The sequence below is a fragment of the Mycolicibacterium arseniciresistens genome (assembly GCF_030519285.1).
GTDB classification, from domain to species: domain Bacteria; phylum Actinomycetota; class Actinomycetes; order Mycobacteriales; family Mycobacteriaceae; genus Mycobacterium; species Mycobacterium arseniciresistens.
In genome coordinates this window covers 1-25,545 of record NZ_JAUMSQ010000021.1, presented here as the reverse complement: position 1 = coordinate 25,545, position 25,545 = coordinate 1, and the positions used below count along the sequence as shown (strand labels likewise).

Sequence of the window (25,545 nt, the reverse complement as noted above, 5' to 3'; positions counted from 1 at the left end):
TGAGCAGGTTACCGGCCACGGTCGCATTCAACCGTCCCGATCACGCACCGACGAGGGACTCGATCCAGTCGCGGGCGAAGTACAGCAGGAAGCCGGCGGCGACCACCCAGAGGAGCGGGCTGACCTCGCGCGCCTTGCCGACGGCCGAGCGCAGCACCACCCAGGCGATGAAGCCGACACCGATGCCGTTGGCGATCGAGTAGCTGAACGGCATCGTCGCCACGGTCAGCACGACGGGCAGCGCCACCGAGAACTCCGACAGGTCGATGTGGCGCAGGTGCGAGACCATCATCGCGCCGACGACCACCAGCGCCGCCGCGGCGACCTCGGTCGGCACGATCGAGGCCAGCGGCGTGATGAACATGGCGGCGAGGAACAGCGCGCCGGTGACCAGGTTCGCGAGCCCGGTGCGTGCGCCCTCCTCGATACCGGCGCCGGACTCGATGAACACCGTGTTCGACGACGCCGACGTCGCACCGCCGACCGCCGCGCCGGCGCCCTCGACGATCAGCGCCGACCTCAACCGCGGGAAGGTGCCGTCGTCGTCGGCGAGGCCCGCCGCCCGGGACAGGCCGGTGAACGTGCCCATCGCGTCGAAGAAGTTGGTGAAGACCAGGGTGAACACCAGCATCAGCGCGGCCAGCACGCCGATCCGGCCGAAGCTGTCCAGGCTGAACGCGCCGACCAGCGACAGGTCGGGCAGGGCGAAGGGTGAGCCCGACAGCGTCGGCACCGACAGGCTCCAGCCGCCGGGTCGCTCGGTGGCCTTGCCGAGCTCCCAGATCGCCTCGACCGCGACGGCCACCAGCGTGCCGGCGACGAGCCCGATGAGGATGCCCCCGCGCACCCGCCTGGCCACCAGCACACCGGTCACCAGCAGCGTGAACACGAAGATGACCGTCGGGACGGTGTTGATCGAGCCGACGCCACCGAAGCCGAGGCCCACCGGAGGAGACGGCGACCCGGTGGAGCCGATGAAGCCCGCGTCGACCACACCGATGAACAGGATGAACAATCCAATGCCCGCGGTGATCGCCAGCTTGAGCTCCATCGGCACCGCGTCGAACACCAGCCTGCGCAGACCGGTCGCGGCGAGCACCACGATGATGAGGCCGTTGATGACGACCAGGCCCATCGCCTCGGGCCAGGTGAGTTCCCCGACGACCGTGGTCGCCAGGAACGAGTTGATGCCCAGCCCGGCGGCGAACGCGAACGGCATCCGGGCGATGACGCCGAACAGGATCGTCATCACGCCGGCGGCCAGCGACGTCGTCGCCGACACCTGGTCGAACTCCAGACTGCCGCCGGTGACGTCCTCCGAACTCGACAGGATGATCGGGTTCAGCACGATGATGTAGGCCATCGCGATGAACGTGACGACACCGCCGCGGATCTCGGTGCCGACCGTGGACCCACGCTCCGAGATCTCGAAGAAGCGGTCGAGACGATTCATTGCTCGACCCTAAAGCGATCAGGCGCTGCCGTCCTGTTCATCGGGTCCCTTCGTACCGTCGGTGCAACGGTAAGTGGCCCACTAGGGTGAGGGAAGACCGTTCGACGGAGAGAGGTCAGATGATCAAGGTGATGGACGGCGTGCGCGTCCTCGAGGTCGCACAGTTCACGTTCGTTCCGGCGGCCGGCGCCATCCTCGCCGACTGGGGCGCCGACGTGATCAAGGTGGAGCATCCGGTGCGCGGCGACACCCAGCGCGGGTTCATCAACATGGGCGGCATCCAACTGGACCCCAACCGCCACCCGCTGATCGAGCACCCGAACCGCGGCAAGCGCAGCGTCGGCATCGACGTCTCCACACCGGGTGGCCAGGAGGTGCTCTACGAGATCGCCAAGACCTCCGATGTGTTCCTCACCAACTACATGCCCGCGCAGCGCCAGAAGAACAAGTTCGACATCGAGCACATCCGCGCCGCCAACCCCGACATCATCTACGCCCGCGGCAGTGCCTACGGCGACAAGGGAGCCGAACGCGACACCGGCGGCTTCGACGGCACCGCCTTCTGGACCCGCAGCGGCGTCGGGCACGCACTGACGCCCGAAGGTATCGGAGGCGCACTATCGCAGGGCATTCCGGCGTTCGGCGACTCGATCGGCGGGATGAACATCGCCGGCGGCATCTCCGCGGCGCTGTTCCACCGCGAGCGCACCGGTGAGGCCGTGGAACTGGACGTGTCGCTGCTGAGCACCGCCTGGTGGGCAGCGGGCGCCAGCGTCACCCAGGGCATGGAGACCGGCGAGACCATGCGCTCGCAGATGCCGGATTCCGTGGGGCCGACGGTCAACCCGTTCCTGGGCAACTACCTGACCTCGGACGGCGGCACCATCAACCTGTGCATCGTGAGCCCGACCGGATACATCCGCGACGCATTCGAGCACCTCGGTTTGCCGGAACTGGCCGACGACCCCCGGTTCAGCGATGTCCTGCCGTTGATCGAGAATGCCGCTGCGGCAGTCGAATACATCGCGGACTCGATCCGCAGCAAGCCGTTCGACTACTGGCGAACCCACCTGAAGACGATGAGGGGGCAGTGGGCGCCGTTCCAGAGCCTCGTCGACCTCGGCGCCGACGAGCAGGCACTGGCCAACGACATGATCGTCGAGGTCGAGGCCAACGACGGCGGCGCCCCGTTCAAGGTCGTCCGCGGCCCGGTGCAGTTCAACCACGAACCGCTGGAGACCACGCGGGCCCCGCAGGCGTCGGAGCACACCGAACTGGTGCTGATGGACATCGGCATGGATTGGGACCGCATCGACGCCCTCAAGGCCGCCGGCGCCATCGCCTGACCTGCGAACGGAGAAGGCCCATGACCGCACTGGAGGACCGCCTCGACATCACCGATGTCCTGGTGCGCTATGCGACCGGCATCGACCGGCGTGACTGGCCGCTGTTCCGCACGGTGTTCACCGATGACTGCGTCCTCGATTACGGCGAGATCGGCAGCTGGGACGGGATCGACGCCGTCGCCGACTTCATGGAGCAGACGCACGCGATGGCAGGCCACACGCTGCACCGGATGAGCAATCAGGCGATCGCCGTAGACGGTGACACGGCGTCGGCGCGCAGCTATGTGGATGCGCTGATCATGTCGGCCGACAACACTTCCGGGGTGAACGCCGTCGGCTTCTACGACGACGACCTCACCCGCACCGCCGAGGGCTGGCGCATTGCGCGGCGCCGATTCACCGTCGTGCGGGTGGTTCCGGTCGGGGGCGGGTCGTGAGCTTCGCCGACCGTTACGGACCGTGGGCGCTGGTGGCCGGTGCATCCGACGGCGTCGGCGCCGCGTTCGCGCACGGGCTCGCGCAGCGTGGCGTCAATGTCGTCCTGCTGGCCCGGCGGGCGGCGGTGCTCGACGAGGTGGCGGAGCGGATCATGAGCGAGACCGGCGTCCAGACCCGCACTCTCGCCATCGATCTCACCGACGCGGGGGCGGCGGAGGCCGTCGCCGCCGCCACCGCCGACCTGGACGTCGGATTCCTGGTGCACTGCGCAGGAGCCGATCCGAACTTCGAACCGTTCCTCGCCAACCCGGTGTCGGTGGCCGAGGCGATGGTGCAGCGCAACTGCATGGTGCCGATGCAGTTGTGTCACCACTTCGCGCCGGCGATGGTGCAGCGCGGGCGAGGAGGCATCGTGATCTTCGGCTCGGGCGCCGGCCTCGCGGGCGCCCCCAACATGGTCGCCTACGCCGCCAGCAAGGCGTTCGACATGGTGTTCGCCGAGGCGCTGTGGACGGAGTTGCACGACAGCGGCGTCGACGTGCTGGGGCTGATCCTCGGCAAGACGGACACGCCGGCACTGAGGAAGCTCGAGCGCGAACGTGGCTCGACGATCACCGCCGACGAACCGCTGCCCGGCGCCGCCACCGTCGAGGACGTCATCTCCGAGGCGTTCGACAACCTGACCAACGGGCCCACCTGGATGGTCGGGGAGATGATGCGCGCGGGTGCGCAGATGCTCGGGTCGATGGACCGCAACGAAGCCGTCCGGATCATGGTGCAGGCCAGTTCAGGTGCGGTGGGCGGTCACTGACCGGTCGGAGCGGAGGCGACCAGCAGGCCCCGCTGGTGCCGGGGACTCAGCGCGGCCAACCGGATGTCCCCGCCGTAGTGCTCGATGACCCGCCAGTCCATCACCCGGCGCCACAGGGGCGGCACCGTCGCAAGGACGAGCATGGTGGCGTATCCACCGGGCAGCTGCGGCGCCTCGTCGGCATGGCGCAGCGCCTGGTAGCGACGCAGCGGGTGCGCGTGGTGGTCGGAGTGGCGCTGCAGATGGAACAGGAAGACGTTGGCCACCACGGTGTTGCTGTTCCAGCTGTGCGCGGCGCGTACCCGTTCGTACCGCCCGTCGGGGAGCTTCTGCCGCCGCAACCCGTAGTGCTCCAGGTAGTTCACCGCCTCGAGTAGGCAGAATCCGATGACCGCCTGACCGATCAGCCACGGCAGCACGGTGATTCCGAACCAGACGATCAGCACCACGAACAGCGCCGCACTCATCAGCCAGGCGTTGAGGACGTCGTTGCGCAGCGTCCAGCGTGACCGGCCGAGGCGAGCGAACCGGGCGCTCTCGATCCGCCACGCCGAGCGCAGGCTGCCCAGCACCGAACGGGGGATGAACGCGTAGAGGCTCTCCCCGAAGCGGGCGCTCGCGGGGTCCTCCGCGGTGGCGACCCGAGCGTGGTGGCCACGGTTGTGCTCGATGTAGAAGTGGCCGTACCAGGTCTGCGCCAGCGCCACCTTGCTGAGCCGCTTCTCCGCGGGTGCACGTTTGTGCCCGAGCTCGTGGGCAGTGTTGATCGCGATGCCGCCGATGATGCCGACGGTCACCATCAGGCCGACCTTGTCGGCGAACGACATCGTCAGCCACCCGCCGCCGGCCCAGAACCAGCACGCGAGCAGAAGCGACCCGTACTGGTTGGGCAGATACAGATACGTCGCCCAACGGTAGAGCCGGTCGTGCTCCAACCAGGCCAGCGCGCTGTCGGGCGGATTCTCGGCGTCCTCGCCCACCGCCCAGTCCAGGACGGGCACGGCGACGAAGGCGAGCACCGCGGTGAACCACCAGAACAGGCCGTTGCCCGTCAGGTACACCGCCAGCCACGACGCGGCGACGTTGGCGGGTACGACCGCTCCCAGCAGCCAGAGGTAGCGCTTCGGGTCGTGCCATCGCGGGATGGGGATCTCGCCACGCTCGGTGTGCACGGTGCGAGGGCGACTGAACGACACAGTGGATCCCATGGGGTACCTATCTACCTTGCTGTTACCAACTCTGCAAATGTGGTAACACGCTCGTAACATAACACTGATTACAGTCGCGCGGGGCCGGCCAGTGATCGGCGCGCGTGAGAGGAGAGCATCAGTGGGTTCGGCGTTTTGCCCGGAATGCGGCTATCGATACGAGGAAAATGCAGGCCATGGCCGTGAAGGCTTTCCGCCAGGGACACCGTGGAGCGCTGTGCCGCCGGACTGGAACTGTCCAGACTGCGGCGTGCGGGACAAGTCCGACTTCGTCTTCAGGGTGTAAACCACACAGGGGATTGCATTTGTAGTTAAGTATTGTAGATTCGCTCTAGTCCGCATCGACGAATGATCGGAGAGCCGGGGATGACGGTGCTTTCGCGACGACGCTTCCTCCAGGCCGGTGCGGCCGCGGTCGCGGCGACCGCGGGGGCCGGCGGCGCCGCGGTGTGGCTCGAGTCGGGTGCCCGCCCGTCGCGCACCCGCAGCCACTACCCGGCCATCGTCGTGGGCAGCGGTTATGGCGGCGGGGTCTCGGCGCTGCGCCTCGGGCAGGCGGGGGTGCAGACGCTCATCCTGGAGATGGGACGGCTCTGGGATGCCGCCGACGACGACGGCAAGCGGTTCTCCAGGATGCTGCCCGCCGACACCCGGGCGGGCTGGTTCACCAAGACCCCGCCCAGCCTGGTGCCGTCGTTCCAGGGCATCTCGATGGAGATGGTGGCCCAGCGCACGCCGTCGGCCCAGCCGGTACAGGCCGGCATCTGCGACAAGTCGGTGCACGGCGCCCACAACGTCTTCCGGGGAATCGGTGTCGGAGGCGGATCGATGGTCAACGCGGCGATCGCGGCGATCCCCACCCCGGCGCAAGTGCGGGAGGTGTTCCCCGACATCGATCCCGCCGAGTTCCTCGGCACCTACATCGAGCGGGCCAAGTCCACGCTGCGCATCAACTATCGGGACATGGACTGGTTCGAGCGCACGCCGTATTACCAGTACGCCCGGGTGGGTCGCCAGTACGCCGCGGCCGCAGGCTACCCCGTCGACTACAACGGCAGCGCCTACTCCTTCGACTACATGAAAGATGAAGAGGCGGGCCGGGTTCCGCGGTCCGCGCTGGACTTCGAGCAGCAGTTCGGCAACAACCACGGGCGGTTCGGCAGCGTCGACCAGACCTACATCGCCGCGGCACTGGCCACCGGGAACGTCAGCCTCCGCCCCCTCACCGAGGTCACCGACATCCGGCGGGAGCGCAGCGGAGAGTACGTGGTGTCGGTGCGCGAGATCGACCGCTGGGGCGCCGAGGTGGCACGCGAGGAGATCGGCTGCGACCAGCTGCATCTCAATGCGGGTGTGCTGGGCACGACGAAGCTGCTGCTCAAGGCCCGCGACACGGGCACGCTGCCGAACCTGAGTTCGGAGATCGGCGGCGGTTACGGCAACAACGGCGACATGATGGTCGCGCACATGCTCAGCGACAGCACACCGGCAGGCACCCAGCAGTCGATCATGGGCATGATCAACCTCGACGGCCGCGACGATCCGGACAACCCGGTGTACGCCAGCATGTTCTCCGTCCCCCTACCGGTCGAGACGTATGCGCTGGGCTACTACGTGATGGTCAAGACCGGCGACCGTGCCGCGATCACCTACGACAAGAGCTCCGACTCGATCGACATCCTGTGGCCACAGGGCCATACCGAGCACCTGACCGCCCGCACCCGCGCGGTGTTCGACCGGATCACCCAGGCCAACGGTGTCGATTACCGCGACGACATCTTCGACGGGGAAGTGTTCGCGCCCAACACCGTTCACCCGCTGGGCGGTTGTGTGCGCGGCCGCGCCACCGACGGCTCCGGCCGGGTGAACGGATACGACAACCTGTACGTCAACGACGCGTCCCTGCTGCCCGGACACCTCGGGTGCAATCCGTTCATGTCCATCACCGCACTCGCCGAGCGCAACATCGAGGGTGTGCTGCAGGGACGCAGGTGAACAGGGCCGCCGAACGACGAAAGCCGCGGAGCCAGGTGGCTCCGCGGCCTTCGGGTCGACGAGAGAATCGCACCGCCGGTGACCGGCGGGAGCGATCGGATCTGTCAGTCGCCGCTACGCGGCGGCCGGATGACTCTGGTGATGCCGGCGCTTCAGCAGGAACGACAGCCAGCGGACGTCAATCAACATGGTCTTCTCGACTTTCTCTAGGCGGTCTTGGTCAGCAGCGGCAGCAACCGGCGGCGAGCCAGGATGCCCTCGCGGAAGTGATGCATGGCTTCGGGCACCGAGCCGACCATCGGGAAGTCGGACTCCGGGCCGGTGGCCCGCAGCGCCTGCAGCACCGGGGGGCTGGCGATCAATGCCCACTCCACACCGGTGCGGTAGCAGTCGTCATCCAGATCGAACAGCAACTCGACCGCCTGCATGGAGAAGGAGGTCACGCTGCTCATGTCGATCACGAGCGGCTTCTCGGCCAGGATGTTGCGCTTGGCGTAGGCGCGGACGCAGTTCGCGTTGCGGGTGTCGATGTCTCCGCTGACCGTCACCACGGTGGCCAGCTGGCGGCAGCATGCCCGCATCCGCACCCCGTCGCAGTCGGTCGCCGGGTTGCCGTACCGAAAGGCAACACCGGGGGTTGAGTCGACGCTTCTCAGTGCCATGACCTGCCTCCCTCCGTTGGTTCGCTGTAGCGGCGTTTCGCTTGTTGCCGCTCCGAACATGACCCCAAAGCTAAGCGGCCAATCTAAGGCGGCTGGGTAGTGACCGCTAAGCCTTTGGTAAGAACCCAATTTCGGCAGGTCTCAACGGCTTTTGTTACCCACGGGTTTCACATGGAGGTCTTAGGATCCGGCCGCATATCCTTAACGTTGCGTGGGTACCGGGCCGTTTCGCCGAATACTCGACAGGTGTTCGCTCAGCGATCCCTGCTCTGGCCGCCGGAGTAGTTCTCCCACGGGTTGTAGTCGGCGAGCAGCTCTTCCTGAGGTGGCCGCTGATCCTGCGGGACGTGCTGCAGGTTGATCCGGATCCGGTACCAGATCGAGCTCGGCCCCCGCATGCCGTCCACCAGCACGTCGGCCGGCGCCAGGCGCTCGGCGACCGCGGGGTGCCGACCGCGCCAGGTGTCCAGCGCCGCCATCGCCTCGTCCTTGGTCCTGGTCCGGGCGATCTCGATCAACGGCATCGTCGACTGGCGTCGTCCGGTTCCCGCATTCGATCCGCGGGCGGCGCCCCGCGGCGCCTTCTCGGCCGGCCCCAGCCGGTCGGCCAGGTCGAGCAGCCCGTCCAGGGCGCCCGGGTGGTCGTCCATGCCCTCCCACGGGTCGCCGAGTTCGGCGAACCGGGCAGGCACGGTCGCCACGGTGAACGCCTCCGGTCGGCATCCGGCGACCTCGTCCCACCGCAGCGGCGTGGACACCCGGGCGTCGGGGAGTGCGCGCACCGAGTACGCCGAGGCCACGGTGCGGTCGAACGCGTTCTGGTTGAAGTCCACGAAGACGCCTTCGCGCTCCTCCTTCCACCACCGTGCGGTGGCGAGCTCGGGCGCTCGCCGCTCCACCTCGCGGGCGACCGCCTGCGCGGCGAGCCGGACGAACTTGAACGGCCAGCGGCGGTGGATGCGCGCGTAGATGTGGAAACCGCGCGAGCCGGACGTCTTGGGCCACGCCGTGAGGCCGTGATCCTCGAGCACCTCGCGGGCGACCTGGGCGACGGCGACGATCTGGCGCCAGTCGACGCCGGGCATGGGGTCCAGGTCGACGCGCAGCTCGTCGGGATGGGCGAGGTCGTCGGCGCGCGTCGGGTGCGGGTTGAGATCGACGCAGCCCATGTTCACCGCCCAAGCCAGCCCGGCGGCGTCCCGGATCACCGCTTCCTCCGCCGAGGTGCCCGACGCGTAGCGGAGTTCGGCGACGTCGACGAAATCCGGACGGTTCTTCGGGGCGCGCTTCTGGAAGACCGCCTCCTCGGTGATGCCCTTGACGAACCGCTTCAAGATCATCGGCCGGCCGTCGACCCCGCGCAGTGCGCCGTCGGCGACCGCGAGGTAGTAGTGGATCAGGTCGAGCTTGGTGACCGCCGGACGGCCCTCGAACGCCTCGAAGACGACCTTGTCCGGATGGGTCACCTGGACCTGCCGACCGGCCACTTCGAGCGGCTGACCCTTCGACGCCGATCCGGCCATGCCAGCCATGGTAGGGACTGGCGATACCGCCCTCCGGTGCGACATGGAACACATATGGTGTGGGCATGCCGAAGCTGACTGAATTCCCGTTGCAGGCTGCCGCGAAGGCCAAGCAGTACCTCGACCGGGGCTCGGCCGAACTGCACTACGCGCGCAAGATGTTCGAGGCCGGCGCATTCAAGCTCGAGCCCCCGCAGAACGTCGCCGCCATGCTGGCCGACATCCGCCGCTGGGGCGAGTTCGGAATGATCCCGGCGCTCAACGCTCGTCGCTCGCCGCACCGCGCGGCCGTCATCGACGACGACGGCGAGATGACGTTCGGAGAACTCGACGCCGCCGCGCACGCGGTCGCCAACGCACTTCTCGCCAAGGGCGTCAAGGGCGGCGACGGTGTGGCGATCCTGGCCCGCAACCACCGGTGGTTCCTCGTCGCGGTGTACGGCGCCGCCCGCACCGGGGCTCGCATCATCCTGCTCAACAGCGAGTTCTCCGGCCCTCAGGTCAAGGAGGTGTCAGAACGCGAGGGCGCCAAGATCATCATCCACGACGACGAGTACACCAAGGCGATGGCGCAGGCCGAGCCCGAACTCGGGTTCCTGCGGGCGCTCGGCACCAACCCCGACACCGACGAGCCGTCCGAGAGCTCCGCCGAGACCCTCGCCGAGATCGTCGAGCGCAGTAACAGCAATCCCGCCCCGAAGGCGTCGAAGCACTCGTCGATCATCATTCTCACCAGCGGCACCACCGGCACCCCCAAGGGCGCCAACCGCAGCACCCCGCCGTCGCTCGCCCCCATCGGCGGTGTGCTGTCACACGTGCCGTTCAAGGCCGGCGAGATCACGTCGCTGCCGGCTCCGATGTTCCACGCGCTCGGCTTCCTGCACGCGACGATCGCGATGATGCTGGGCTCGACGCTGGTGCTGCGGCGCCGGTTCAAGCCGGCGACCGTGCTGGCCGATCTGGAGAAGCACGGGGTGACGGCGATGGTCGTCGTACCGGTGATGCTGTCGCGGATCCTCGATCAGCTGGAGAAGACCGACCCCAAGCCCGATCTGTCGAAGCTGCGCATCGTGTTCGTGTCCGGTTCGCAGCTGGGCGCCGAACTGGCGACGCGCGCGATGAAGGACATCGGGCCCGTCGTCTACAACCTCTACGGGTCCACCGAGATCGCGTTCGCGTCCATCGCCCGCCCGCAGGATCTGCAGAAGAACCCCGCCACGGTCGGACCCGTCGTCAAGGGCGTCAGGGTCAAGCTCTTCGACGAGAACGGCAAGGAGGTGCCCAAGGGCGAGGTCGGTCGCATCTTCGTCGGCAACACCTTCCCGTTCGAGGGTTACACCGGCGGCGGCCACAAGCAGATCATCGACGGCCTGATGTCCTCCGGCGATGTCGGTTACTTCGACGAGCACGGACTGCTCTACGTCAGCGGTCGCGACGACGAGATGATCGTGTCCGGCGGTGAGAACGTGTTCCCCGCCGAAGTCGAAGACCTCATCAGCGGCCATCCCGAGGTCGTCGAGGCCACCGCGCTCGGGGTCGAGGACAAGGAGTGGGGGCACCGGCTGCGGGCCTTCGTCGTCAAGACCGACGGCGCCAGCGTCGACGAGGAAGCCATCAAGACCTATGTCAAGGAGAACCTCGCGCGCTACAAGGTGCCGCGCGAGGTCATCTTCCTCGATGAGCTGCCCCGCAACCCCACCGGGAAGATCCTCAAGAGGGAGCTCCGCGAGATCAGCGTCGGCGGAGACGACGAATAGAGGCACGTGGAGAGCTGACGGAATAGTCCGGGGGCCGAGGCCGTCGTAACTCACCGTGCACATCGATCTCGGCGGTAAGACAGCCCTCGTCACCGGTTCCACCCAGGGCATCGGGCTGGCGATCGCCCGCAGCCTCTCCGCGGCCGGCGCCCGCGTCGCGGTGAACGGCCGCAGCCGCGACCGGGTGGACGAGGCGGTGGCCGCAATCGACGGCGACGCTTTCGGCATCGCGGCCGACGTCAGCACCGACGAGGGGGTCGCCGCGCTGCTGCGCGAACTGCCCGCGGTCGACATCCTGGTCAACAATCTCGGCATCTTCGGGGCGGTGCCGGCCCGGGAGATCACCGACGACCAGTGGCGCACCTACTTCGAGGTGAACGTCCTCGCCGCGGTGCGGCTCATCCGCAGCTATCTGCCCGGGATGACCGACCGCGGATGGGGCCGGGCGATCCAGATCGCCAGCGACTCGGCCATCGTCATCCCCGAGGAGATGATCCACTACGGGGTGTCGAAGACGGCGCTGCTGGCGGTGTCGCGGGGCTTCGCAAAGGACGCCGCGGGCACCGGAGTCACGGTCAACTCGGTGATCGCCGGGCCGACGCACACCGCGGGTGTGGAGAAATTCGTCTACGAGTTGGTGGACGCTTCGCTGCCGTGGGACGAGGCGCAGCGCGAATTCATGCGCCTGCACCGGCCACAGTCGTTGCTGCAGCGGCTCATCGAACCCGAGGAGATCGCGAATCTCGTGACGTACCTGGCGTCCCCGCTGGCGTCGGCGACCACCGGCGCGGCGGTGCGGGTCGACGGCGGTTACGTCGACTCGATCCTGCCCTGACCGCGTAGCAGGCGCCCACGTGATCCGGGCCGCGGTCGTGCGCTGAGCGGAACGACGAGCAGCAGGGCCGCCAGGGTCAGTGCGGCCGGCATCACGCCGAGTCCGGCCATGCCCCAATGATCTAGGCCCCAGCCGCCCGCGACCGCTCCCAGGGCGATGCCGAGATTGGCCGTCGAGATGTTCAGCGTCAGTGCGAATGCCGGCGCCTCGGCACCGGCCATCGTCACCCGCACCTGGCTGAGCGTGACACCCGCCGTGTGCAGCACGGCCCAGATTAGCAGCGGAACGACGGCCGCCAGTACCGAACCGCCCGTCCATGCCGCGACGTTGACGGCGAGGGCGAGCACTGCGGCCGTGACCACGGTCGCCGCAAGCGGCCGCCGGTCCGCGACACGTTCCGCCACCGAGTTACCCGCGACGCCAACGGCGCCGAACAGCAGCAGTGCCAGCGCAAGGCGTTTCAGGTCCAGCCCCATGACGTCCTCGAACCAGGCGCCGAGATACGTGTAGGCCGAGAACATGGCGGCGAAGATCGCCACCGACAGCGCGAGGTGACCGAGGAACAGCGGGCGGCGCAGCAGGGCGAGTTGATCTGCGAGACCAGCCGGGGGCGCGTCGTGCGTCCGCCGGCTGCGTGGGAAGTGCAGGGCCATGGCGAGGGCCACCGGCAACGGGGCGATGGCCAGCACGACGAACGACAGACGCCAGTTGCCGCCCTGCGCCAGCGCGATGCCCGCGGGCAATGCGAGTAGCACGCCGAGGACGAAGCCGAGATTGGCCTTGGCGAGGGCGCGGCCACGCGATGCCGCGGGCGCCATCCGCAGGACTTCAGCGGTTCCCAGACCCACGAACGGCGGAAGCAACGCCCCCTGAACGGCCCGCGCAAGCAGCATCGGCGTGATGTCGGTTGCCAGCGCGACGACGCCGTTGCCCGCCGCGTACACAACGAGCACCACGGCGAGCAGAGCCCGTGGCGGCACTCGGCTCACGACGAGCGTGACGACCGGTCCCGCCGCCGCCGCGGCGATCGCGAAGACCGCAGTCAGCCGGCCGGCGATCGAGAGCGGCACGCCGAGGTCCGTGGCGATCGACGGCAGCAGGCCGACGACGATGAACTCGGTCGCCACCACCAATGCGATCGCGGGTGCGAGCAGGACGAAAACCCGACGCAGGGCCTGGTCGGCATCTGCGTCAGCAGACGTCACGCGTTGGCTCCGCCGTCCACGGTCAGCCCGGCTCCGTTGATCGAGCCCGCCTCCGGTCCGACAACGAACGCGACGAGGGCGGCGACGTCCGCCGGCTTGCCGTACTGCGGAATCGCCATCCTTGCGAGCTGCGCCTCGGCCTGCGGTCCGTCTGCCGGGTTCATGTCGGTGTCGGTGGAGCCGGGATGCACGACGTTGACGGTGATTCGGCGCGGTCCGAGGTCGCGGGCCAGGCCCTGCGTCCAGCCGATCAGCGCAGCCTTGCTCGCCGAGTAGAGGCTTGCCCCGGCCTCGGGTACGCGGCTTGCCAGGTTGCTGCCCGTCGAGATGATGCGCCCCCCTGCCGGCAGGTGTCGCAGGGCCGCCTGTGACGCCAGCATCACGGCACGGACGTTGACGTTCAACGTCGCGTCGACGTCGTCGAGTGTCATCTCCTCGATGGGGCCGCCACGATAGATACCCGCGTTGTTGACCAGGATGTCGAGACCGCCGAGCGCCCCGGCTGCCTCGTCGACGGCGCGCGCGATCGAGGCCGGATCGTCGGCGGCCATCTGCACTGCGACGGCACGTCCGCCCGCGGTGGTGATCTCGTCGGCGACCGCGTTGGCGGCGTCCGCTGACCGTTCGTAACCCACTGCGACAGCGGCGCCGTCGCTCGCCAGCCTTCTCGCGATCGCCGCGCCGATTCCCCGGCTTCCGCCTGTCACGAATGCCCGTTTCCCGTCGAGTGCTGCCATTGCCCGCTCCATTTCTGTAGTGATCGCTGCAAATTTAGGCAGACGGCTGGCGCGGCGTCAAGACATTTCTGTAGTATTCGTTGCAGAAAATGTTTGGAGGCTGAATCGCTGTGGCGGCACGTGGTAGGCCGAGGGGGTTCGATCGGACCCGCGCGCTGGAGCGGGCGATGGAGTTGTTCTGGGACAGAGGGTTCGAAGGCACCTCGATCGCCGATCTCACCTCGGCGATGGGGATTGGCTCGACCAGTCTGTACGCCGCCTTCGGCGCCAAGGACGACCTGTTCCGTGAGGCGGTGAGCCACTACACGCAGAACGTGGGCGGTGAGATCTGGTCCGCGGTCACCGACGCTGACACCGCGTTCGGCGCCGTGGAAGGCTTCCTCATGGCGACCGCCAGTTCGTTCACCCGCGGCGACTGCCCGGCCGGCTGCCTCGTGGTCCTGTCGGCGCTGCACGCCAACGGTGCGACTGATGCCGTACGTGCCGACCTCACCGAGATGCGCGAACAGAACACCCTCGACCTGGCTGCCCGGCTCACCGAGGGCGTCGAGAACGGCGAGATCCCGGCGAGCGCCGACGTATCGGCCATCGCCCGGTTCTACGTCACCGTCCAGCAGGGCATGTCCATCCAGGCCCGGGACGGCGCGGACCGGGCGACGTTGGAAGCCATTGCGCGCTCGGCACTCTCGGCCTGGGACACGCTGATCGCGGCGGGCAGCTGAGCGTCAGGTGACGGCCTGCGCGCCCATGATGGCCGCACCGGGTATCGCCAGCGCCACCACGACCACCACGGCGGTGTAGGTGGACATCGGCTACCCGGACCGATCGCCTCGAACCGTCCCGCGGGGCAGGCTGGAGAAATGACGGCGCTCGAGGACAGGATCCGCGCGGCGCTCGTGGCGTTCGGCGTCGGGGACGCCACGGGTGTGCCCTGGGAGGGTTACCGGCCGGCGGCCATCGACCCCGGGGCCGTGGCGGAGGTGCCGCGTCGCGCGGGGTGGCCACCGGGCGCCACCTCCGACGACACGGCACTGATGCTGCTGGTGGCCGACTACCTCGCCGACCGCGGCGCCCACGTGGACGAGCGGGACTTCCTCACTCGCCTCGCCGAGGCGGTGCCCGGCATCCGAGGGATCGGTCCGAGCACCCACGCCGCCGTCGAACGGTTCGGTGCCACCGGGGGTCTGCGTGCGCGCACGGGCGACACGAACGGCGCCGCCATGCGGGCGTTGCCGATCGGCGGGGGCATTCCGACGGCGGCGGCCGGGCTGCGGCGCCGCGTCGTGACGCGGCTGTCCCGCACCACCCATGGCGCCGCGGGGGCCGTCGGCGCCGCCTGCGTGGTGACCGCGATGGCCGCGACGGCCGTCGAAGCGCCCGCAATCGACGCCGTCCTCGAGGCGGCCTCCGCCGAGGTGCGTTACCTCAGAGGACGATTCGCCAAACCGGACACCGTATGGGCGCCGTTGTCGGCCGCTGTCGCCGGTGATTGGCGGCCGGGCCGCGATGGAGTGTCGCTGGACGGAATCGAGACGGCGGCGGCCGTCATCACGGTGGTCCGGCGTACCGGACAGCGGCGTCGGGGCCTGGCGGACGCGGTGCGCGATGCCGTGATGCTCGGCGGTGACACCGACACCGTCGCGGCGCTTGCCTGCGGGATCCTCGGCGGGCTCGGCGACATCGACATGGACATCCCATGGTGGCCGAGGCTGGCACTGCCGGAGCCCGGCCGGCTGGATCGAAGCGCCGCGGCGCTCGCGGCGCTTCGCGCGACCCTCGCCTGACGGCGTCCGCGCTCAGTACTCGATCGCCTCGATCAGTGGGCCGGGCTCGTCCATCAGCGCCCAGAACCGGTCCCGGATCGCGACGGTCATCGGGCCGGGCGCGCCGTCGCCGATCGGTTCACCGTCGAGTGAGTTGATGGGGGTGACGCCACCGGCGGTGGTGACGGCCATCAGCTCGTCGGCGTCGTAGAGCTCGTGGCTGGTGACGTCGCGCAGGGTGGCCTCGATGCCCATCGCATCGGCGAGCTCGAACACCGTCTTGCGGGTGATGCCCGGCAACGCGTTCCGTGACGGCGACGCCAACTTGCCGTCCTTGACGACACAGACGTTGAAGCCCGGGCCCTCGGCGACGCAGCTGTCCGAGTCGAGCAGGATCGCGGTGCGTGCGCCGCGGTCCTTGGCCTCGAAGCTCGCCGCCGTCAGGTCGCCCCACTGGTAGTTCTTGATCGTCGGGTCGACGGTGTTGCGCCCCGCGCGGCGCACGTGGCGCGGGACGATCGCGGTGGTGCCGAAGATCTGCTCGTGGGGCGGGAATGCCCACAGGTACGGGATCGCGTAGATGTACACCTGGTGGGTCAGCTTCGTCAGGTCCTTCTCGCCCTTGCGTTTTCCGTAACCGCGCGTGACGGTGAGGTTCACGAACGACTCACGGAGTTGCGAGAGGCTGACGCAGCGCTTGGTGATCTCGGCGAGTTCGTCCTTGGACATCCCCGGGTCGAGGCGCAGCTTGGCGGCGCCGTCGAGGAGGCGGTCCAGATGGTCACCGAGCCGGAAGATGTTGCCGTGCCACACATGTGCGACGGTGTAGGTCAGGTCGGAGTGGCCGAACCCGGTGTCGAAGATCGAGATCTTCGCGTCCTCGGCGGGCATGTACTCGCCCTCGATCCACGCCACGCCGCCGGCGAATGGGCTGGACGTGTCGAGCTCGTAGTCGCTGTACTGGATCACCGAACCGGGCGGCGTGGCCTCCCGGATTGCGCCGGGTTCGACGGCGACGAGGTTGCTGGTGCCGAGAGTGCTGGTCATGATGTGTCCCTTCATGGTTGCGTCGACCCTGCGTCCACGGCGCGGACGTGCGAGTACCCGGTGCCGTGGACGCGGAGTCAGCGGGGGTGGGTCAGATGCCGTGGGTCTTGGCGTAGGTGGCGCCGGCGGATCCGCTGCGCAGCCGCGACTTCAAGCCGGTGGCCCACCACAGGGCGGCCAGCACCACGATGCCGAGGAAGATCCACTTGTTGCTGGTGAACTGCGGGAGGAACAGCAGAGCGATCGCGACGCCGACGAACACCACCAGTGCGGTGACGTAGAGCGGCAACCGGAACCGGCCGAGGTCGAAGGTGCCCGGTTCGCCCTGCGGGATGGTGCCCTTGCGGTAGCCGACCAGCAGTCCGATGGTCTGCAGGATGTAGACGAAGAAGAACAGCAGCGAGGCGATGCCGATGATGTAGTTGAACGCCTTCTCGTTGACCAGCGCCGAGAGCAGCAGCACCGTCGACAGGCAGCCCAGCCCGAGCACCGCGTAGGTGGGCGCCTTGCTCTTCGGCGAGACGTGCCGCCACACCTGGGAGAACGGCAGCATGTTGTCGCGGGCCATCGAATAGGTGAGCCGGGTTGCGACCAGGATGTTGGCCAGCAGACAGGCGAGGATGTTCGTCAGGGCGATGGCGACCACGATCTTGGTGACGACGGGCCCGGCCTGCTGGGTGATGATCTCCTCGATGGGCGCGGCGGCGTTGGCCTCGACCGCTGCGGCGTCCTTGATGGCCAGCACGTAGACGACGTACATCAGCAGTTCGATGACGATCGAGGTGACCAGGGCGTAGAACATCGTCCTGGGCACGACGCGGCGGGCGTCCTTGGTCTCCTCGGCGACGTCGGCGCCGGACTCCACGCCGATCAGGCCGAAGAACGGGCCGAGCGCTGCTGCCAGCCACGCCAGCATGTACGAGTCCTTATCGCCGGACTCGCCGCCGGTGAACAGCACCGAGATCGGCTGGTGGTTCTCCGGCGCCGAGAAGGCGATGATCGCGATCAGTGCGGTGGCGCCGACGGTGATGACGAGTTCCAGGCTGACGCCGATGTTGTTGACCATCGTGGCGAACCGGACGCCGTAGATGTTGATCAGCACGCAGACGAAGACGACGGCGATGGCCAGCAGGATCTGGGTGCTCTGGGTCATGCTCCAGCCGAACAGTCCGCCGAGATAGCCGGACAGGATGAAGCCGACGCCGGTCATGCCGCACACCCAGCCCATCAGCGCGATGAAGCCGGTGAACCAGGCAAGGTCCGGGCCGTTGATACGGCTGATCCATTGGTAGGAGTAACCGGCCAGCGGCAGTTTGGCGGTGAGGTCCGCGGCGATGAACGTCCACAGCGCGAACACCGCGCCTGCCAGCAGCAGCGTCCACACGAACGGTGCGCCCGCGGTGAAGTAGCCGGCGCCGAAGCCGGTGAACACCGCGGTCGTGGCGCTGATCGTCGCGAAGCCGATGGCGAACGAGGCCAGCGTGCCGACCGAGCGGTCGAGCTTCTGCGTGTAGCCGAGTTCGGCGAGCTTGGCGTCCTCGGCGTCCGGCGTCGGAGGTCGCTGTTCTGAATGAGTGGGTGATGTCATTGCGTCAGTCATGGTCGCTCCAGGTCAAACCGATGGGAAGAACACCTGAAGACAGAAAAGCGTCATCGGCCGGACACCGGAAGTTCGAGGTATTGATGTACTCATAATGACGGCTTATGAGTGGTCGGCATCGGGCGCCGCCTCGCCGAAGCTCCATTGCGACTGCACGTGCCTGACCAGCGCATCCGCCTGGGGTGAGAGCTTCTGCGGGTGCCACGCCAGCGCGGTGTAGCTGGGCGGCCGGTCCGTTATCGGCACGTAAACAATGCCCGGCCGATCATAGAACCGGGCCACCGACGAGGTGGTGAAGCTGATGCCGAGACCGCGCGCGATCGACGTCGTCTCGGCCTCGTAGGTCGCCGCCACGGCGGCGATCGCCGGCGGCCGGTTGCCGCGGGCGTCCATCGCCAGCCAGTAGTCGCGCCAGGTGCCCGCCGTCAGCGGCGCGCACACGATGGGGTCGTCGAGCAGTTCGGCGATCTCGACCTCGCGGCGGTCGGCGAGCGGGTGATCCCGCGGCAGGCACGCCATCCACGACTCGGAGTCGAGCACGAGCATCCGGTGCTCCGGCAGGTCGACCGGCGGCCGGATGATCGCCACCTCGGTGCTCCCGTCGGCCAGACCCGCTGTCGGATCGGAGAAGTCGTACTCGATGGGCTCGACGCTGACCTCGGGATAGGCCGCCTCGAAGTGGCGGACCACGCGGAACAGCAGGTCCGCGCCGGTGCCGATGAGGTACCCGACCCGCAGCACGCCCTGCCGGGTGCCCGACAGGATGACCAGGTTGTCGACAACGGCGTCGACCCCGGAGATCGCCTGCTGCACCTGCGGCAGCCACGCCGCCCCCAGGTCGGTCAGCGCCACCTCGCGGGTGCTCCTGTTGAACAGCAGGACGCCGAACTGGTGCTCGAGCTGTTTGATCGCCGTCGACAATGCGGGTTGCGTGATGAACAGGCGTTCGGCGGCGCGCCGGTAGTTCAGTTCCTCGCCGAGCACGACGAAGTACCGCAGCTGCCTCAGCGTGACGTCGGCGCTCGTGGTGGCCCCTCCTCGCGAGTGTGAACTCCACGACGAGTCTGGCACCGAAACCGTCGCCAGGTTCACACTCGCGGGCGGGCGGCGGACTACGGGTCGCGCGGCAGTCCGAGCAGCCGTTCGGCGATGATGTTCAGCTGCACCTCGGTGGTGCCGCCGTAGATGGTGGTCGCCCGGCTGCCCAGGAGGTACTCGACCCACTTGCCCGGCAGCGTCTTCGGGTCCCCGATCACGCCGTCGGTGCCGAAGGACGAGACCGCGAATTCGGCGTAACCCTGACCGGTGCGCATCGAGAGCAGCTTGGAGATCGCCGCCGAGGGCATCGCGTCGCCGCCGGCGAGGGTGAGCAGCGTCGAGCGCAGGTTGAGCAGCTTGGCGGCGTGGCCCTCGGCGATCAGCTGACCGGCACGGTGCTGCGCGATCTGGTCGAACTGCCCGTCGCGCACGAACTCCACGAAGCCCTCGAGGTTGGCCAGGAACGGCGGCTCACTGCTGCCGATCGACACCCGCTCATTGGTCAGCGTGTTGCGGCTGACCTCCCACCCGCGGTCGACCTCACCGAGCACCAGATCGTCGGGCACGAACACGTCGTCGATGAAGACGGTGTTGAACATCGCGTTGCCGGTCAGCTCGCGCAGCGGTTTGACCTCGACGCCGTCGCTCGCCATGTCGAGCAGGAAGTAGGTGATGCCATTGTGTTTCGGCGCGCTCGGATCGGTGCGCGCCAGCAGTGCGCCCCACTGCGAGTACTGCGCTCCGGTGGTCCAGATCTTCTGGCCGGTGATGCGCCACCCGCCGTCGACCTTGGTGGCCTTGGTGGTGAGGCTGGCCAGGTCCGAACCAGCGCCCGGCTCGGAGAACAGCTGGCACCAGATCATCTCGCCGCGGAAGGTCGGCGGCAGGAAGCGCTGCTTCTGCTCGTCGGTGCCGAACGCGACGATCGACGGGATCAGCCAGGCGGCGATGCCCATCTGCGGGCGCTTCACCCTCCCGGAGGCGAACTCCTGGGCGATGATGATCTGCTCGACGGGGGCGGCCGCGCGGCCCCACGGCCTCGGCAGGTGTGGTTGCACCCAGCCGCCCTCGACGATCGCGGTGATGCGCTCGCCGCGCTCCATGTCCTTGAGCGCGGCGACCTCCGAGCGGATCTCCTCGCGCAGCTTCTCGGTGTCGGGATCCAGGTCGATGTCGATGCTGCGCATGCCGGTGGCAGTCGCGGTGTCGACGACCTGCTGGGTGTAGTCGGCGGACCGGCCGAAGCTCGCCGCGAGCGCCAGCGCGCGCCGGTAGTACACGTTGGTGTCGTGTTCCCAGGTGAAGCCGATGCCGCCGTGCACCTGGATACACTCCTGCGCGCAGTGCTGACCGGCGGCGGGCGCGAGGGTGGCGGCCACCGCGGCGGCGAATTCATAACTGTTGTGGGGGTTCTCGCGGGCCTCGTCGATCGCGCGGGCGGCATCCCATACCGCGGCGGTGGCCCGCTCGGTGTCGGCGACCATCTCGGCACACTTGTGCTTGATCGCCTGGAACTGGCCGATCGGCCTGCCGAACTGCTCGCGGATCTTGGCGTAGCCGGTCGCGGTGTCGGTGGCCCACCGCGCGACGCCGACGGCTTCGGCGGACAGCAGCGTCGAGATCAGCGCGCGGGCCAGGGTGCGGCTGACGTTCGCCAGCACCCGGTCCTCGGACACCTCGACGGCATTGGCGCGCACGTCGGCGACCGGGCGCAGCGGGTCCACGCTCTGGACGGGTTCGATCTCGAGCGCCTCGGCGTCGAGAACCACCCACTCCTCGCCGCTCTCGATGGCGACGGGCAGCACCAGCACCGAGGCCTGGGCGGCCGCCGGGACGGCGCGCACCTCGCCGCGGATGACCAGGCCGTCACCGTGGCGGGTGGCGGTCAGGCCGGAGTCGATGGCGTAGGAGGCGATCACCTCGCCGGATGCCAGTCCGCTCAGCACGTCGGCCTCGGCGTCGTGCGCAGCGACGAGCGCACTGGCGATCGCCGACGGCACGAACGGCCCCGGCACCGCGCCGTAGCCGAACTCGGCGACCACGACGGCCAGCTCGAGGATCCCGAACCCCTGACCTCCGACGCCTTCGGCCAGGTGCACCCCGTGCAGGCCCTGCTCGGCGGCTGCCTTCCAGAACGGCGGCGGGTTGGGGATCGGGTTCTCGAGCGCCTCGTGCAGCACCTCCGAGGGCGCAACCCGCGCCACCAGGGACCGCACCGATTCGGCGAGGTCGGTGTGTTCGGGGGTGATCGCGATGGGCATGCCGTGCCTCCTGAGGGCCGTCCCTATTAACCGGTCGGTTGGGGGCCAGGTTACCCCGCCTGGTTCACCACGTTCACCAGGTCCCGGCCGTCAATCAGGCGACGGCAGTTCTCGCCTCCCTCGGCCAGGTAGCGGCGCATGGTGTCCGCGGTGTACCAGGCCACGTGCGGGGTCACGACCACGTTCGGCAGGCTGAACAGCGGATGGTCCGGGGGTGCGGGCTCCTCGCCGAACACGTCGAGTCCCGCCGCCGCCAGTCGGCCGGAGCGCAGCGCATCCGCTAGGGCCTCCTCGTCGACGATCGGGCCGCGCGAGGTGTTGACGAGCACCGCGTCGGGCCGCATGCGGGCCAGAGCCGCCCGGTCGAGCAGTCCGGCGGTGCCCGGCGTGAGCGGAAGATGCAGCGAGACGATGTCGCTGGCGGCCAGCAGGTCGGGCAGCGCCCGCCAGCCCGGACGTCCGTCGTCGCGAGTGCTGGTGTGCAGCACGGTCGCACCCATCGCGCTGACGATCGTCGCCACCCGCTGCGCGACATTGCCGTAGCCGACCAGCCCGACGGTCCCGCCGCCGATGTCGCGGACGGTCTCGCCGAGACGGGGATCCGTCGGCCAGCCCTCGCCGGCGCGGGTGGCGCGGTCGAGCTCGGGAAGCCGACGAAGCGCGGCGAGCATGAGCAGGACGGTGCCCTCGGCCACCGAAGGGGCGTTCGCGCCGGGCATGTTGGCGACCGCGATGCCGCGTTCGGACGCCGCACCGACGTCGATGGTGTTGACCCCGGCGCCGAGTTTGTGGATCAGCCTGCAGCGGGTGGCCCGCCGGACATCGTCTCCTGACAGCGGACGCAGCACATGCCAGATCACCTCGGCGTCGGGCAGCTCCCGGTGCAGCGTGGCGTCGTCGTCCTCGGCGCAGAACCGTACGTCGAGCCAGTCGGACTCGGCGGCCAGCAGATCGAGCACCTTGCCCCCGGGGGTGAAGTGCGCCAGCACCCTCAGCGCCAACGCTTACCGATCCACTTCGCGACGAGATCGGCCAGCTCGCTTCGCGCGCCCGGTGTGGTGAAGTAGTGGTCGGAGTCGATGGAGCGCATCGTCTTGTCCTCACTCGCCAGCGCGCCGCAGATGCGCTGGGCATCGGACGGGAACACGCCGGTGTCCTGCTCGGCGTTGATGATCAGGGCGGGGCAGGTGATGCGCGCGAGGTGCGGCTCTGCACGCGTCTGGGAGTGCCGCAAGCTCCACATACTGATCCAGTTGCGCAATGTGCATGCCGAGGCGACGCCGTGCGCCGAGCGGTTGGCCTTCGCCGGCGGTCCGACGTAACACATGTTCGGTGGGCGCCTGTTGGCATCGAGGGTGGGATCCACCATGCGCGGATCCGCCCAGGTGCGCATCACGTTGAACGGGCGGTCGGAGAAACCGGCGGCCTGCACCCGTTTCAGTTCATTCTCGGCCCAGTCGGTGATCGCCTCGTTGCGTGCGACCTGCGCCGCCCGGTAGCGCTTCACGAACTCGGCCGAGTAGGGCGGCCCGTTGCCCATGTCGAACAGGTCGAGATCGGGATCGGTTGACACCGGGTCGTTCTCGTCGGTCACGGCGGCGTCCATCCAGGCGGTGAGCACGTCGGGCCTGCCGGGATGTGCCGCGCTGGCGATGTAGCCGTCGGCGGGCGGCAGGTCCATGAAGCCGGCCGCGGGGCGCATACCGTCCAGCGGCGTGATGTGGCGGTCCAGCGCCTGCGCCTGGTATGCGGCCATCAGTGAGCCGCCGCCTGAGTTTCCGAGCAGCACAACCGTTTCGATGTTCTGCACCTCGCGCAGATATCGGACGCCGACGCCGACGTCGACCAGTGCGTGGTCGAGCAGGAAACTGCTCTCGAAGCCGCGGAACCGGGTGTTCCAGCCGAGGAAGCCGATGCCGCGGGTGGCCATGTACTCCGCGAGGTAGTGCTCGGAGAAGTCGATCTGGTAGTGGGCGGCGATCATCGCCACCTTGGGCTTGCGGCCCACCCCCCGGTAGTAGATGCCCTGGCACGGGTGCCCGCCCGAACCGGCCCGTCGCGCAGTGGGCGAGTCGAGCCCCACGAATTCGCGGGTGACCCCCGGTGTGCCTGCTGTCCTCGTCATGTTCCCCCAGCCCCCCGGCCGTAGATCGTCCGACAGAAGATGTCGGCGGGGGTCGGGACGCACGCGTCGTCGTCGTCGACGAGCCGCGCGGCCCTGCCCCCCGTCCATCGTGTGTAGCAGAAGTGGTCAAGCATCGACAGCACCGCCACGGGACATCGGCAGTTGACGCATCTCGGAACGGCATTCGGCGACATCGAGGTCGACTGAGGACACCCTGGCCCGGTGGGTGAGTGCCGCACGCGCAGAAGAGCCAGCGGCCGCACGGGTATGCCGGCGGCGGGCGTGGCGGGGCGCGGTCGTCACAGCCGGTGAACCCCTCTCCGGGCATTGAGCGGGTCTGAAACCGATGTTAGATTCAGTTCTGCCGCTTGACCGGTTTTTCGCCATAACCACAGGAGCCGAGCATGATCAAGCCGCACAATCCGAACCCTGAGTTCGAGCTCGGCGGCATCAACCATGTGGCACTGGTTTGTTCGGACATGGCGAAGACCGTCGACTTCTACAGCAACGTGCTGGGGATGCCGCTGATCAAGTCGCTCGACCTGCCGGGTGGCGTCGGCCAGCACTTCTTCTTCGACGCCGGAAACGGTGACTGCGTCGCGTTCTTCTGGTTCCGCGACGCGCCTGACGGGGTGCCGGGGGTGTCCTCGCCCGCGGCGATCCCGGGCATCGGCGAGATCGTCAGTGCCACCGGCTCGATGAACCACCTCGCCTTCCATGTGCCCGCCGAGAAGTTCGACGAGTACCGCCGGAAATTGAAGGAGAAGGGCGTCCGCGTCGGGCCCATCCTCAATCACGACGAGAGCGAGATGCAGGTGTCGGCCACGGTCCATCCGGGCGTCTACGTGCGATCGTTCTACTTCTTCGATCCCGATGGCGTCACGCTCGAATTCGCCTGTTGGACACGAGAATTCACTGACGAGGAAGCGCAGACTCCGCCGAAGACACAGGCTGACCGAACCCTCAGTCGCGGAACAGCCGCGGTTCGCTGAGGTCGTCGATGATCGCGGTCAGCTGGTCGACGAGCTGATCCGGAGCCAGTGCCAGTTCGCCGTCCAGCCAGGCGCTGATGGTCTGCCCGACGCCGCCGACGACGAAATGTGCTGTCGCCTTGATGCGTTCGTTCTCGTCGCGGCGCAGCGCGGCACTGACGTGCCGGCCGGACAGCATTGCGAACAGGGCCCCTGATTCCGCACGCTTGCGCACCACCACGGCGTTGGACAGCTGCGAATTGAACAGCAGGCGGCCGATGCGGGCGTCGCCGTCGACCGTGCGCACGATCTCGGCCATCACCGCCCGCGTCTGGTCCTTCGGCGCCGCGGCCGCCGCGGCCTGGGTGGTGGCCGCGATGTCGGCGATCACCCAGTCGAACACCGCACCGACGAAGTCGTCCTTGTCGGTGAAGCCCTCGTAGAAGTACCGAACGCCGACACCGGCCTCCCGGCAGATCGCCCGCACCGTCAGGTCCGCCAGGTCGTCTCCGGCGGAGCCGAGCAGGGCGAGGCCGGCCTCGAGGAACCGGCGCCTGCGCTGGGCCAGCCGCTCGGGCGCCTCGACGCCGCGGTACGGCCGGACCTGTGCCATCCGCCCATCTTGACACCCGTCAGCGACGCAGGGCAATATCAGGAAACATTCGTTATCACTTTTATCGACGAGGAGTGCCCGATGACGGTCACCGAGCCGGTCCCGCACGTCGAGCGCGCGGTCAGCGAGCCGGCACGGCCGCGACCCGCTGCGCGCC

23 protein-coding genes are annotated in these 25,545 nt (G+C 68.5%); 10 read left to right on the top strand and 13 right to left on the bottom strand.

The window, feature by feature from the left end; translation table 11 throughout:
• Positions 1–40: 40 nt before the first annotated feature.
• Positions 41–1,453 carry an NCS2 family permease gene (locus Q2100_RS05040; RefSeq protein ID WP_302913079.1) on the bottom strand — a complete coding sequence of 471 codons (1,413 nt, stop codon included), beginning with the start codon at positions 1,451–1,453 and terminating at the stop codon, positions 41–43.
• Positions 1,454–1,584: 131 nt separating this feature from the next.
• On the opposite strand from Q2100_RS05040, the gene Q2100_RS05035 reads away from it, so the two are divergent.
• Genes Q2100_RS05035 through Q2100_RS05025 form a run of 3 tightly spaced genes read left to right on the top strand, consistent with a single transcriptional unit; the run spans position 1,585 to position 4,048 of the window.
• Entirely contained in the window at positions 1,585–2,799 is a 1,215-nt protein-coding gene (locus Q2100_RS05035; protein ID WP_302913115.1) for a CaiB/BaiF CoA transferase family protein, read from the top strand.
• Between the two features lie 20 nt (positions 2,800–2,819).
• The gene (locus Q2100_RS05030; RefSeq protein WP_264014688.1) at positions 2,820–3,236 is read left to right on the top strand and encodes a nuclear transport factor 2 family protein; all 417 of its coding nucleotides are present in this window, start codon (positions 2,820–2,822) and stop codon (positions 3,234–3,236) included.
• On the top strand, positions 3,233–4,048 hold the full coding sequence (locus Q2100_RS05025) for an SDR family NAD(P)-dependent oxidoreductase (RefSeq protein WP_302913078.1): 816 nt from the start codon (positions 3,233–3,235) through the stop codon (positions 4,046–4,048). The genes Q2100_RS05030 and Q2100_RS05025 overlap by 4 nt, the downstream gene beginning before the upstream one ends.
• Here the strand turns inward: Q2100_RS05025 and Q2100_RS05020 are convergent.
• Positions 4,042–5,256, bottom strand: coding sequence for an alkane 1-monooxygenase (locus tag Q2100_RS05020; protein ID WP_302913077.1), 1,215 nt, complete (start codon positions 5,254–5,256; stop codon positions 4,042–4,044). The two genes, Q2100_RS05025 and Q2100_RS05020, sit on opposite strands and share 7 nt — an antisense overlap.
• Positions 5,257–5,347: 91 nt before the next feature.
• Between Q2100_RS05020 and Q2100_RS05015 the strand changes: the two genes are divergently transcribed.
• Positions 5,348–5,542: a rubredoxin gene (locus Q2100_RS05015; RefSeq protein ID WP_328518106.1), complete on the top strand. Its 195-nt coding sequence runs from the start codon at positions 5,348–5,350 to the stop codon at positions 5,540–5,542.
• Between the two features lie 62 nt (positions 5,543–5,604).
• Entirely contained in the window at positions 5,605–7,251 is a 1,647-nt protein-coding gene (locus Q2100_RS05010) for a GMC oxidoreductase (RefSeq protein WP_302913075.1), read from the top strand.
• Positions 7,252–7,457: 206 nt separating this feature from the next.
• Here Q2100_RS05010 and Q2100_RS05005 read toward each other — a convergent pair whose 3' ends face one another.
• Together Q2100_RS05005 and Q2100_RS05000 are read right to left on the bottom strand one after the other, a co-directional pair.
• Positions 7,458–7,913, bottom strand: a complete 456-nt coding sequence (locus tag Q2100_RS05005; RefSeq protein WP_302913074.1) for an STAS domain-containing protein — start codon at positions 7,911–7,913, stop codon at positions 7,458–7,460.
• Positions 7,914–8,167: 254 nt separating this feature from the next.
• Positions 8,168–9,445 carry a DNA polymerase domain-containing protein gene (locus tag Q2100_RS05000; protein WP_302913073.1) on the bottom strand — a complete coding sequence of 426 codons (1,278 nt, stop codon included), beginning with the start codon at positions 9,443–9,445 and terminating at the stop codon, positions 8,168–8,170.
• A 56-nt stretch (positions 9,446–9,501) separates the two neighbouring features.
• On the opposite strand from Q2100_RS05000, the gene fadD2 reads away from it, so the two are divergent.
• Both fadD2 and Q2100_RS04990 read left to right on the top strand, forming a co-directional pair.
• Positions 9,502–11,193 carry a long-chain-fatty-acid--CoA ligase FadD2 gene (gene fadD2 / locus Q2100_RS04995; protein WP_302913072.1) on the top strand — a complete coding sequence of 564 codons (1,692 nt, stop codon included), beginning with the start codon at positions 9,502–9,504 and terminating at the stop codon, positions 11,191–11,193.
• Positions 11,194–11,248: 55 nt separating this feature from the next.
• Positions 11,249–12,028, top strand: a complete 780-nt coding sequence (locus Q2100_RS04990; RefSeq protein WP_302913071.1) for an SDR family NAD(P)-dependent oxidoreductase — start codon at positions 11,249–11,251, stop codon at positions 12,026–12,028.
• On the opposite strand, the gene Q2100_RS04985 is transcribed toward Q2100_RS04990, so the two are convergent.
• A complete protein-coding gene (locus Q2100_RS04985) occupies positions 12,004–13,233 on the bottom strand; it encodes an MFS transporter (protein WP_302913070.1) in 1,230 nt (409 codons plus the stop codon). The genes Q2100_RS04990 and Q2100_RS04985 overlap by 25 nt on opposite strands.
• Positions 13,230–13,970, bottom strand: coding sequence for an SDR family NAD(P)-dependent oxidoreductase (locus Q2100_RS04980; RefSeq protein WP_302913069.1), 741 nt, complete (start codon positions 13,968–13,970; stop codon positions 13,230–13,232). The genes Q2100_RS04985 and Q2100_RS04980 overlap by 4 nt, the downstream gene beginning before the upstream one ends.
• A gap of 167 nt (positions 13,971–14,137) precedes the next feature.
• Between Q2100_RS04980 and Q2100_RS04975 the strand changes: the two genes are divergently transcribed.
• Both Q2100_RS04975 and Q2100_RS04970 read left to right on the top strand, forming a co-directional pair.
• Positions 14,138–14,692: a TetR/AcrR family transcriptional regulator gene (locus Q2100_RS04975; protein WP_302913068.1), complete on the top strand. Its 555-nt coding sequence runs from the start codon at positions 14,138–14,140 to the stop codon at positions 14,690–14,692.
• Positions 14,693–14,830: 138 nt separating this feature from the next.
• Positions 14,831–15,754 (top strand): ADP-ribosylglycohydrolase family protein, encoded by a 924-nt coding sequence (locus Q2100_RS04970; protein WP_302913067.1) that lies wholly within the window; start codon positions 14,831–14,833, stop codon positions 15,752–15,754.
• Between the two features lie 12 nt (positions 15,755–15,766).
• Here Q2100_RS04970 and Q2100_RS04965 read toward each other — a convergent pair whose 3' ends face one another.
• From Q2100_RS04965 to Q2100_RS04940, 6 genes are all read right to left on the bottom strand, one after another.
• Complete coding sequence (locus Q2100_RS04965; RefSeq protein ID WP_302913066.1) at positions 15,767–16,780, bottom strand: aminotransferase class IV; 1,014 nt, start codon at positions 16,778–16,780, stop codon at positions 15,767–15,769.
• A gap of 91 nt (positions 16,781–16,871) precedes the next feature.
• A complete protein-coding gene (locus Q2100_RS04960; RefSeq protein ID WP_269894678.1) occupies positions 16,872–18,380 on the bottom strand; it encodes an APC family permease in 1,509 nt (502 codons plus the stop codon).
• A 102-nt stretch (positions 18,381–18,482) separates the two neighbouring features.
• Positions 18,483–19,451 (bottom strand): LysR family transcriptional regulator, encoded by a 969-nt coding sequence (locus Q2100_RS04955; protein WP_269894679.1) that lies wholly within the window; start codon positions 19,449–19,451, stop codon positions 18,483–18,485.
• Positions 19,452–19,492: 41 nt separating this feature from the next.
• Positions 19,493–21,679, bottom strand: coding sequence for an acyl-CoA dehydrogenase family protein (locus Q2100_RS04950; RefSeq protein WP_302913065.1), 2,187 nt, complete (start codon positions 21,677–21,679; stop codon positions 19,493–19,495).
• Between the two features lie 50 nt (positions 21,680–21,729).
• Positions 21,730–22,674: a 2-hydroxyacid dehydrogenase gene (locus Q2100_RS04945; protein WP_302913114.1), complete on the bottom strand. Its 945-nt coding sequence runs from the start codon at positions 22,672–22,674 to the stop codon at positions 21,730–21,732.
• Positions 22,671–23,804, bottom strand: a complete 1,134-nt coding sequence (locus tag Q2100_RS04940; protein ID WP_302913064.1) for an alpha/beta hydrolase — start codon at positions 23,802–23,804, stop codon at positions 22,671–22,673. The genes Q2100_RS04945 and Q2100_RS04940 overlap by 4 nt, the downstream gene beginning before the upstream one ends.
• Positions 23,805–24,208: 404 nt before the next feature.
• On the opposite strand from Q2100_RS04940, the gene Q2100_RS04935 reads away from it, so the two are divergent.
• Positions 24,209–24,796, top strand: coding sequence for a VOC family protein (locus Q2100_RS04935; protein ID WP_302913063.1), 588 nt, complete (start codon positions 24,209–24,211; stop codon positions 24,794–24,796).
• On the opposite strand, the gene Q2100_RS04930 is transcribed toward Q2100_RS04935, so the two are convergent.
• A complete protein-coding gene (locus Q2100_RS04930) occupies positions 24,768–25,388 on the bottom strand; it encodes a TetR/AcrR family transcriptional regulator (RefSeq protein ID WP_302913062.1) in 621 nt (206 codons plus the stop codon). The genes Q2100_RS04935 and Q2100_RS04930 overlap by 29 nt on opposite strands.
• Positions 25,389–25,545: the final 157 nt, after the last annotated feature.

Coding starts and splice junctions, on each gene's coding strand:
- Q2100_RS05040 (WP_302913079.1), bottom strand. CDS start 1,453: ATGAATCGTCTCGACCGCTTCTTCGAGATCTCGGAGCGTGGGTCCACG.
- Q2100_RS05035 (WP_302913115.1), top strand. CDS start 1,585: ATGGACGGCGTGCGCGTCCTCGAGGTCGCACAGTTCACGTTCGTTCCG.
- Q2100_RS05030 (WP_264014688.1), top strand. CDS start 2,820: ATGACCGCACTGGAGGACCGCCTCGACATCACCGATGTCCTGGTGCGC.
- Q2100_RS05020 (WP_302913077.1), bottom strand. CDS start 5,256: ATGGGATCCACTGTGTCGTTCAGTCGCCCTCGCACCGTGCACACCGAG.
- Q2100_RS05010 (WP_302913075.1), top strand. CDS start 5,605: ATGATCGGAGAGCCGGGGATGACGGTGCTTTCGCGACGACGCTTCCTC.
- Q2100_RS05005 (WP_302913074.1), bottom strand. CDS start 7,913: ATGGCACTGAGAAGCGTCGACTCAACCCCCGGTGTTGCCTTTCGGTAC.
- Q2100_RS05000 (WP_302913073.1), bottom strand. CDS start 9,445: ATGGCTGGCATGGCCGGATCGGCGTCGAAGGGTCAGCCGCTCGAAGTG.
- fadD2 (WP_302913072.1), top strand. CDS start 9,502: ATGCCGAAGCTGACTGAATTCCCGTTGCAGGCTGCCGCGAAGGCCAAG.
- Q2100_RS04980 (WP_302913069.1), bottom strand. CDS start 13,970: ATGGCAGCACTCGACGGGAAACGGGCATTCGTGACAGGCGGAAGCCGG.
- Q2100_RS04975 (WP_302913068.1), top strand. CDS start 14,138: ATGGAGTTGTTCTGGGACAGAGGGTTCGAAGGCACCTCGATCGCCGAT.
- Q2100_RS04970 (WP_302913067.1), top strand. CDS start 14,831: ATGACGGCGCTCGAGGACAGGATCCGCGCGGCGCTCGTGGCGTTCGGC.
- Q2100_RS04965 (WP_302913066.1), bottom strand. CDS start 16,780: ATGACCAGCACTCTCGGCACCAGCAACCTCGTCGCCGTCGAACCCGGC.
- Q2100_RS04960 (WP_269894678.1), bottom strand. CDS start 18,380: ATGACTGACGCAATGACATCACCCACTCATTCAGAACAGCGACCTCCG.
- Q2100_RS04950 (WP_302913065.1), bottom strand. CDS start 21,679: ATGCCCATCGCGATCACCCCCGAACACACCGACCTCGCCGAATCGGTG.
- Q2100_RS04940 (WP_302913064.1), bottom strand. CDS start 23,804: ATGACGAGGACAGCAGGCACACCGGGGGTCACCCGCGAATTCGTGGGG.
- Q2100_RS04935 (WP_302913063.1), top strand. CDS start 24,209: ATGATCAAGCCGCACAATCCGAACCCTGAGTTCGAGCTCGGCGGCATC.
- Q2100_RS04930 (WP_302913062.1), bottom strand. CDS start 25,388: ATGGCACAGGTCCGGCCGTACCGCGGCGTCGAGGCGCCCGAGCGGCTG.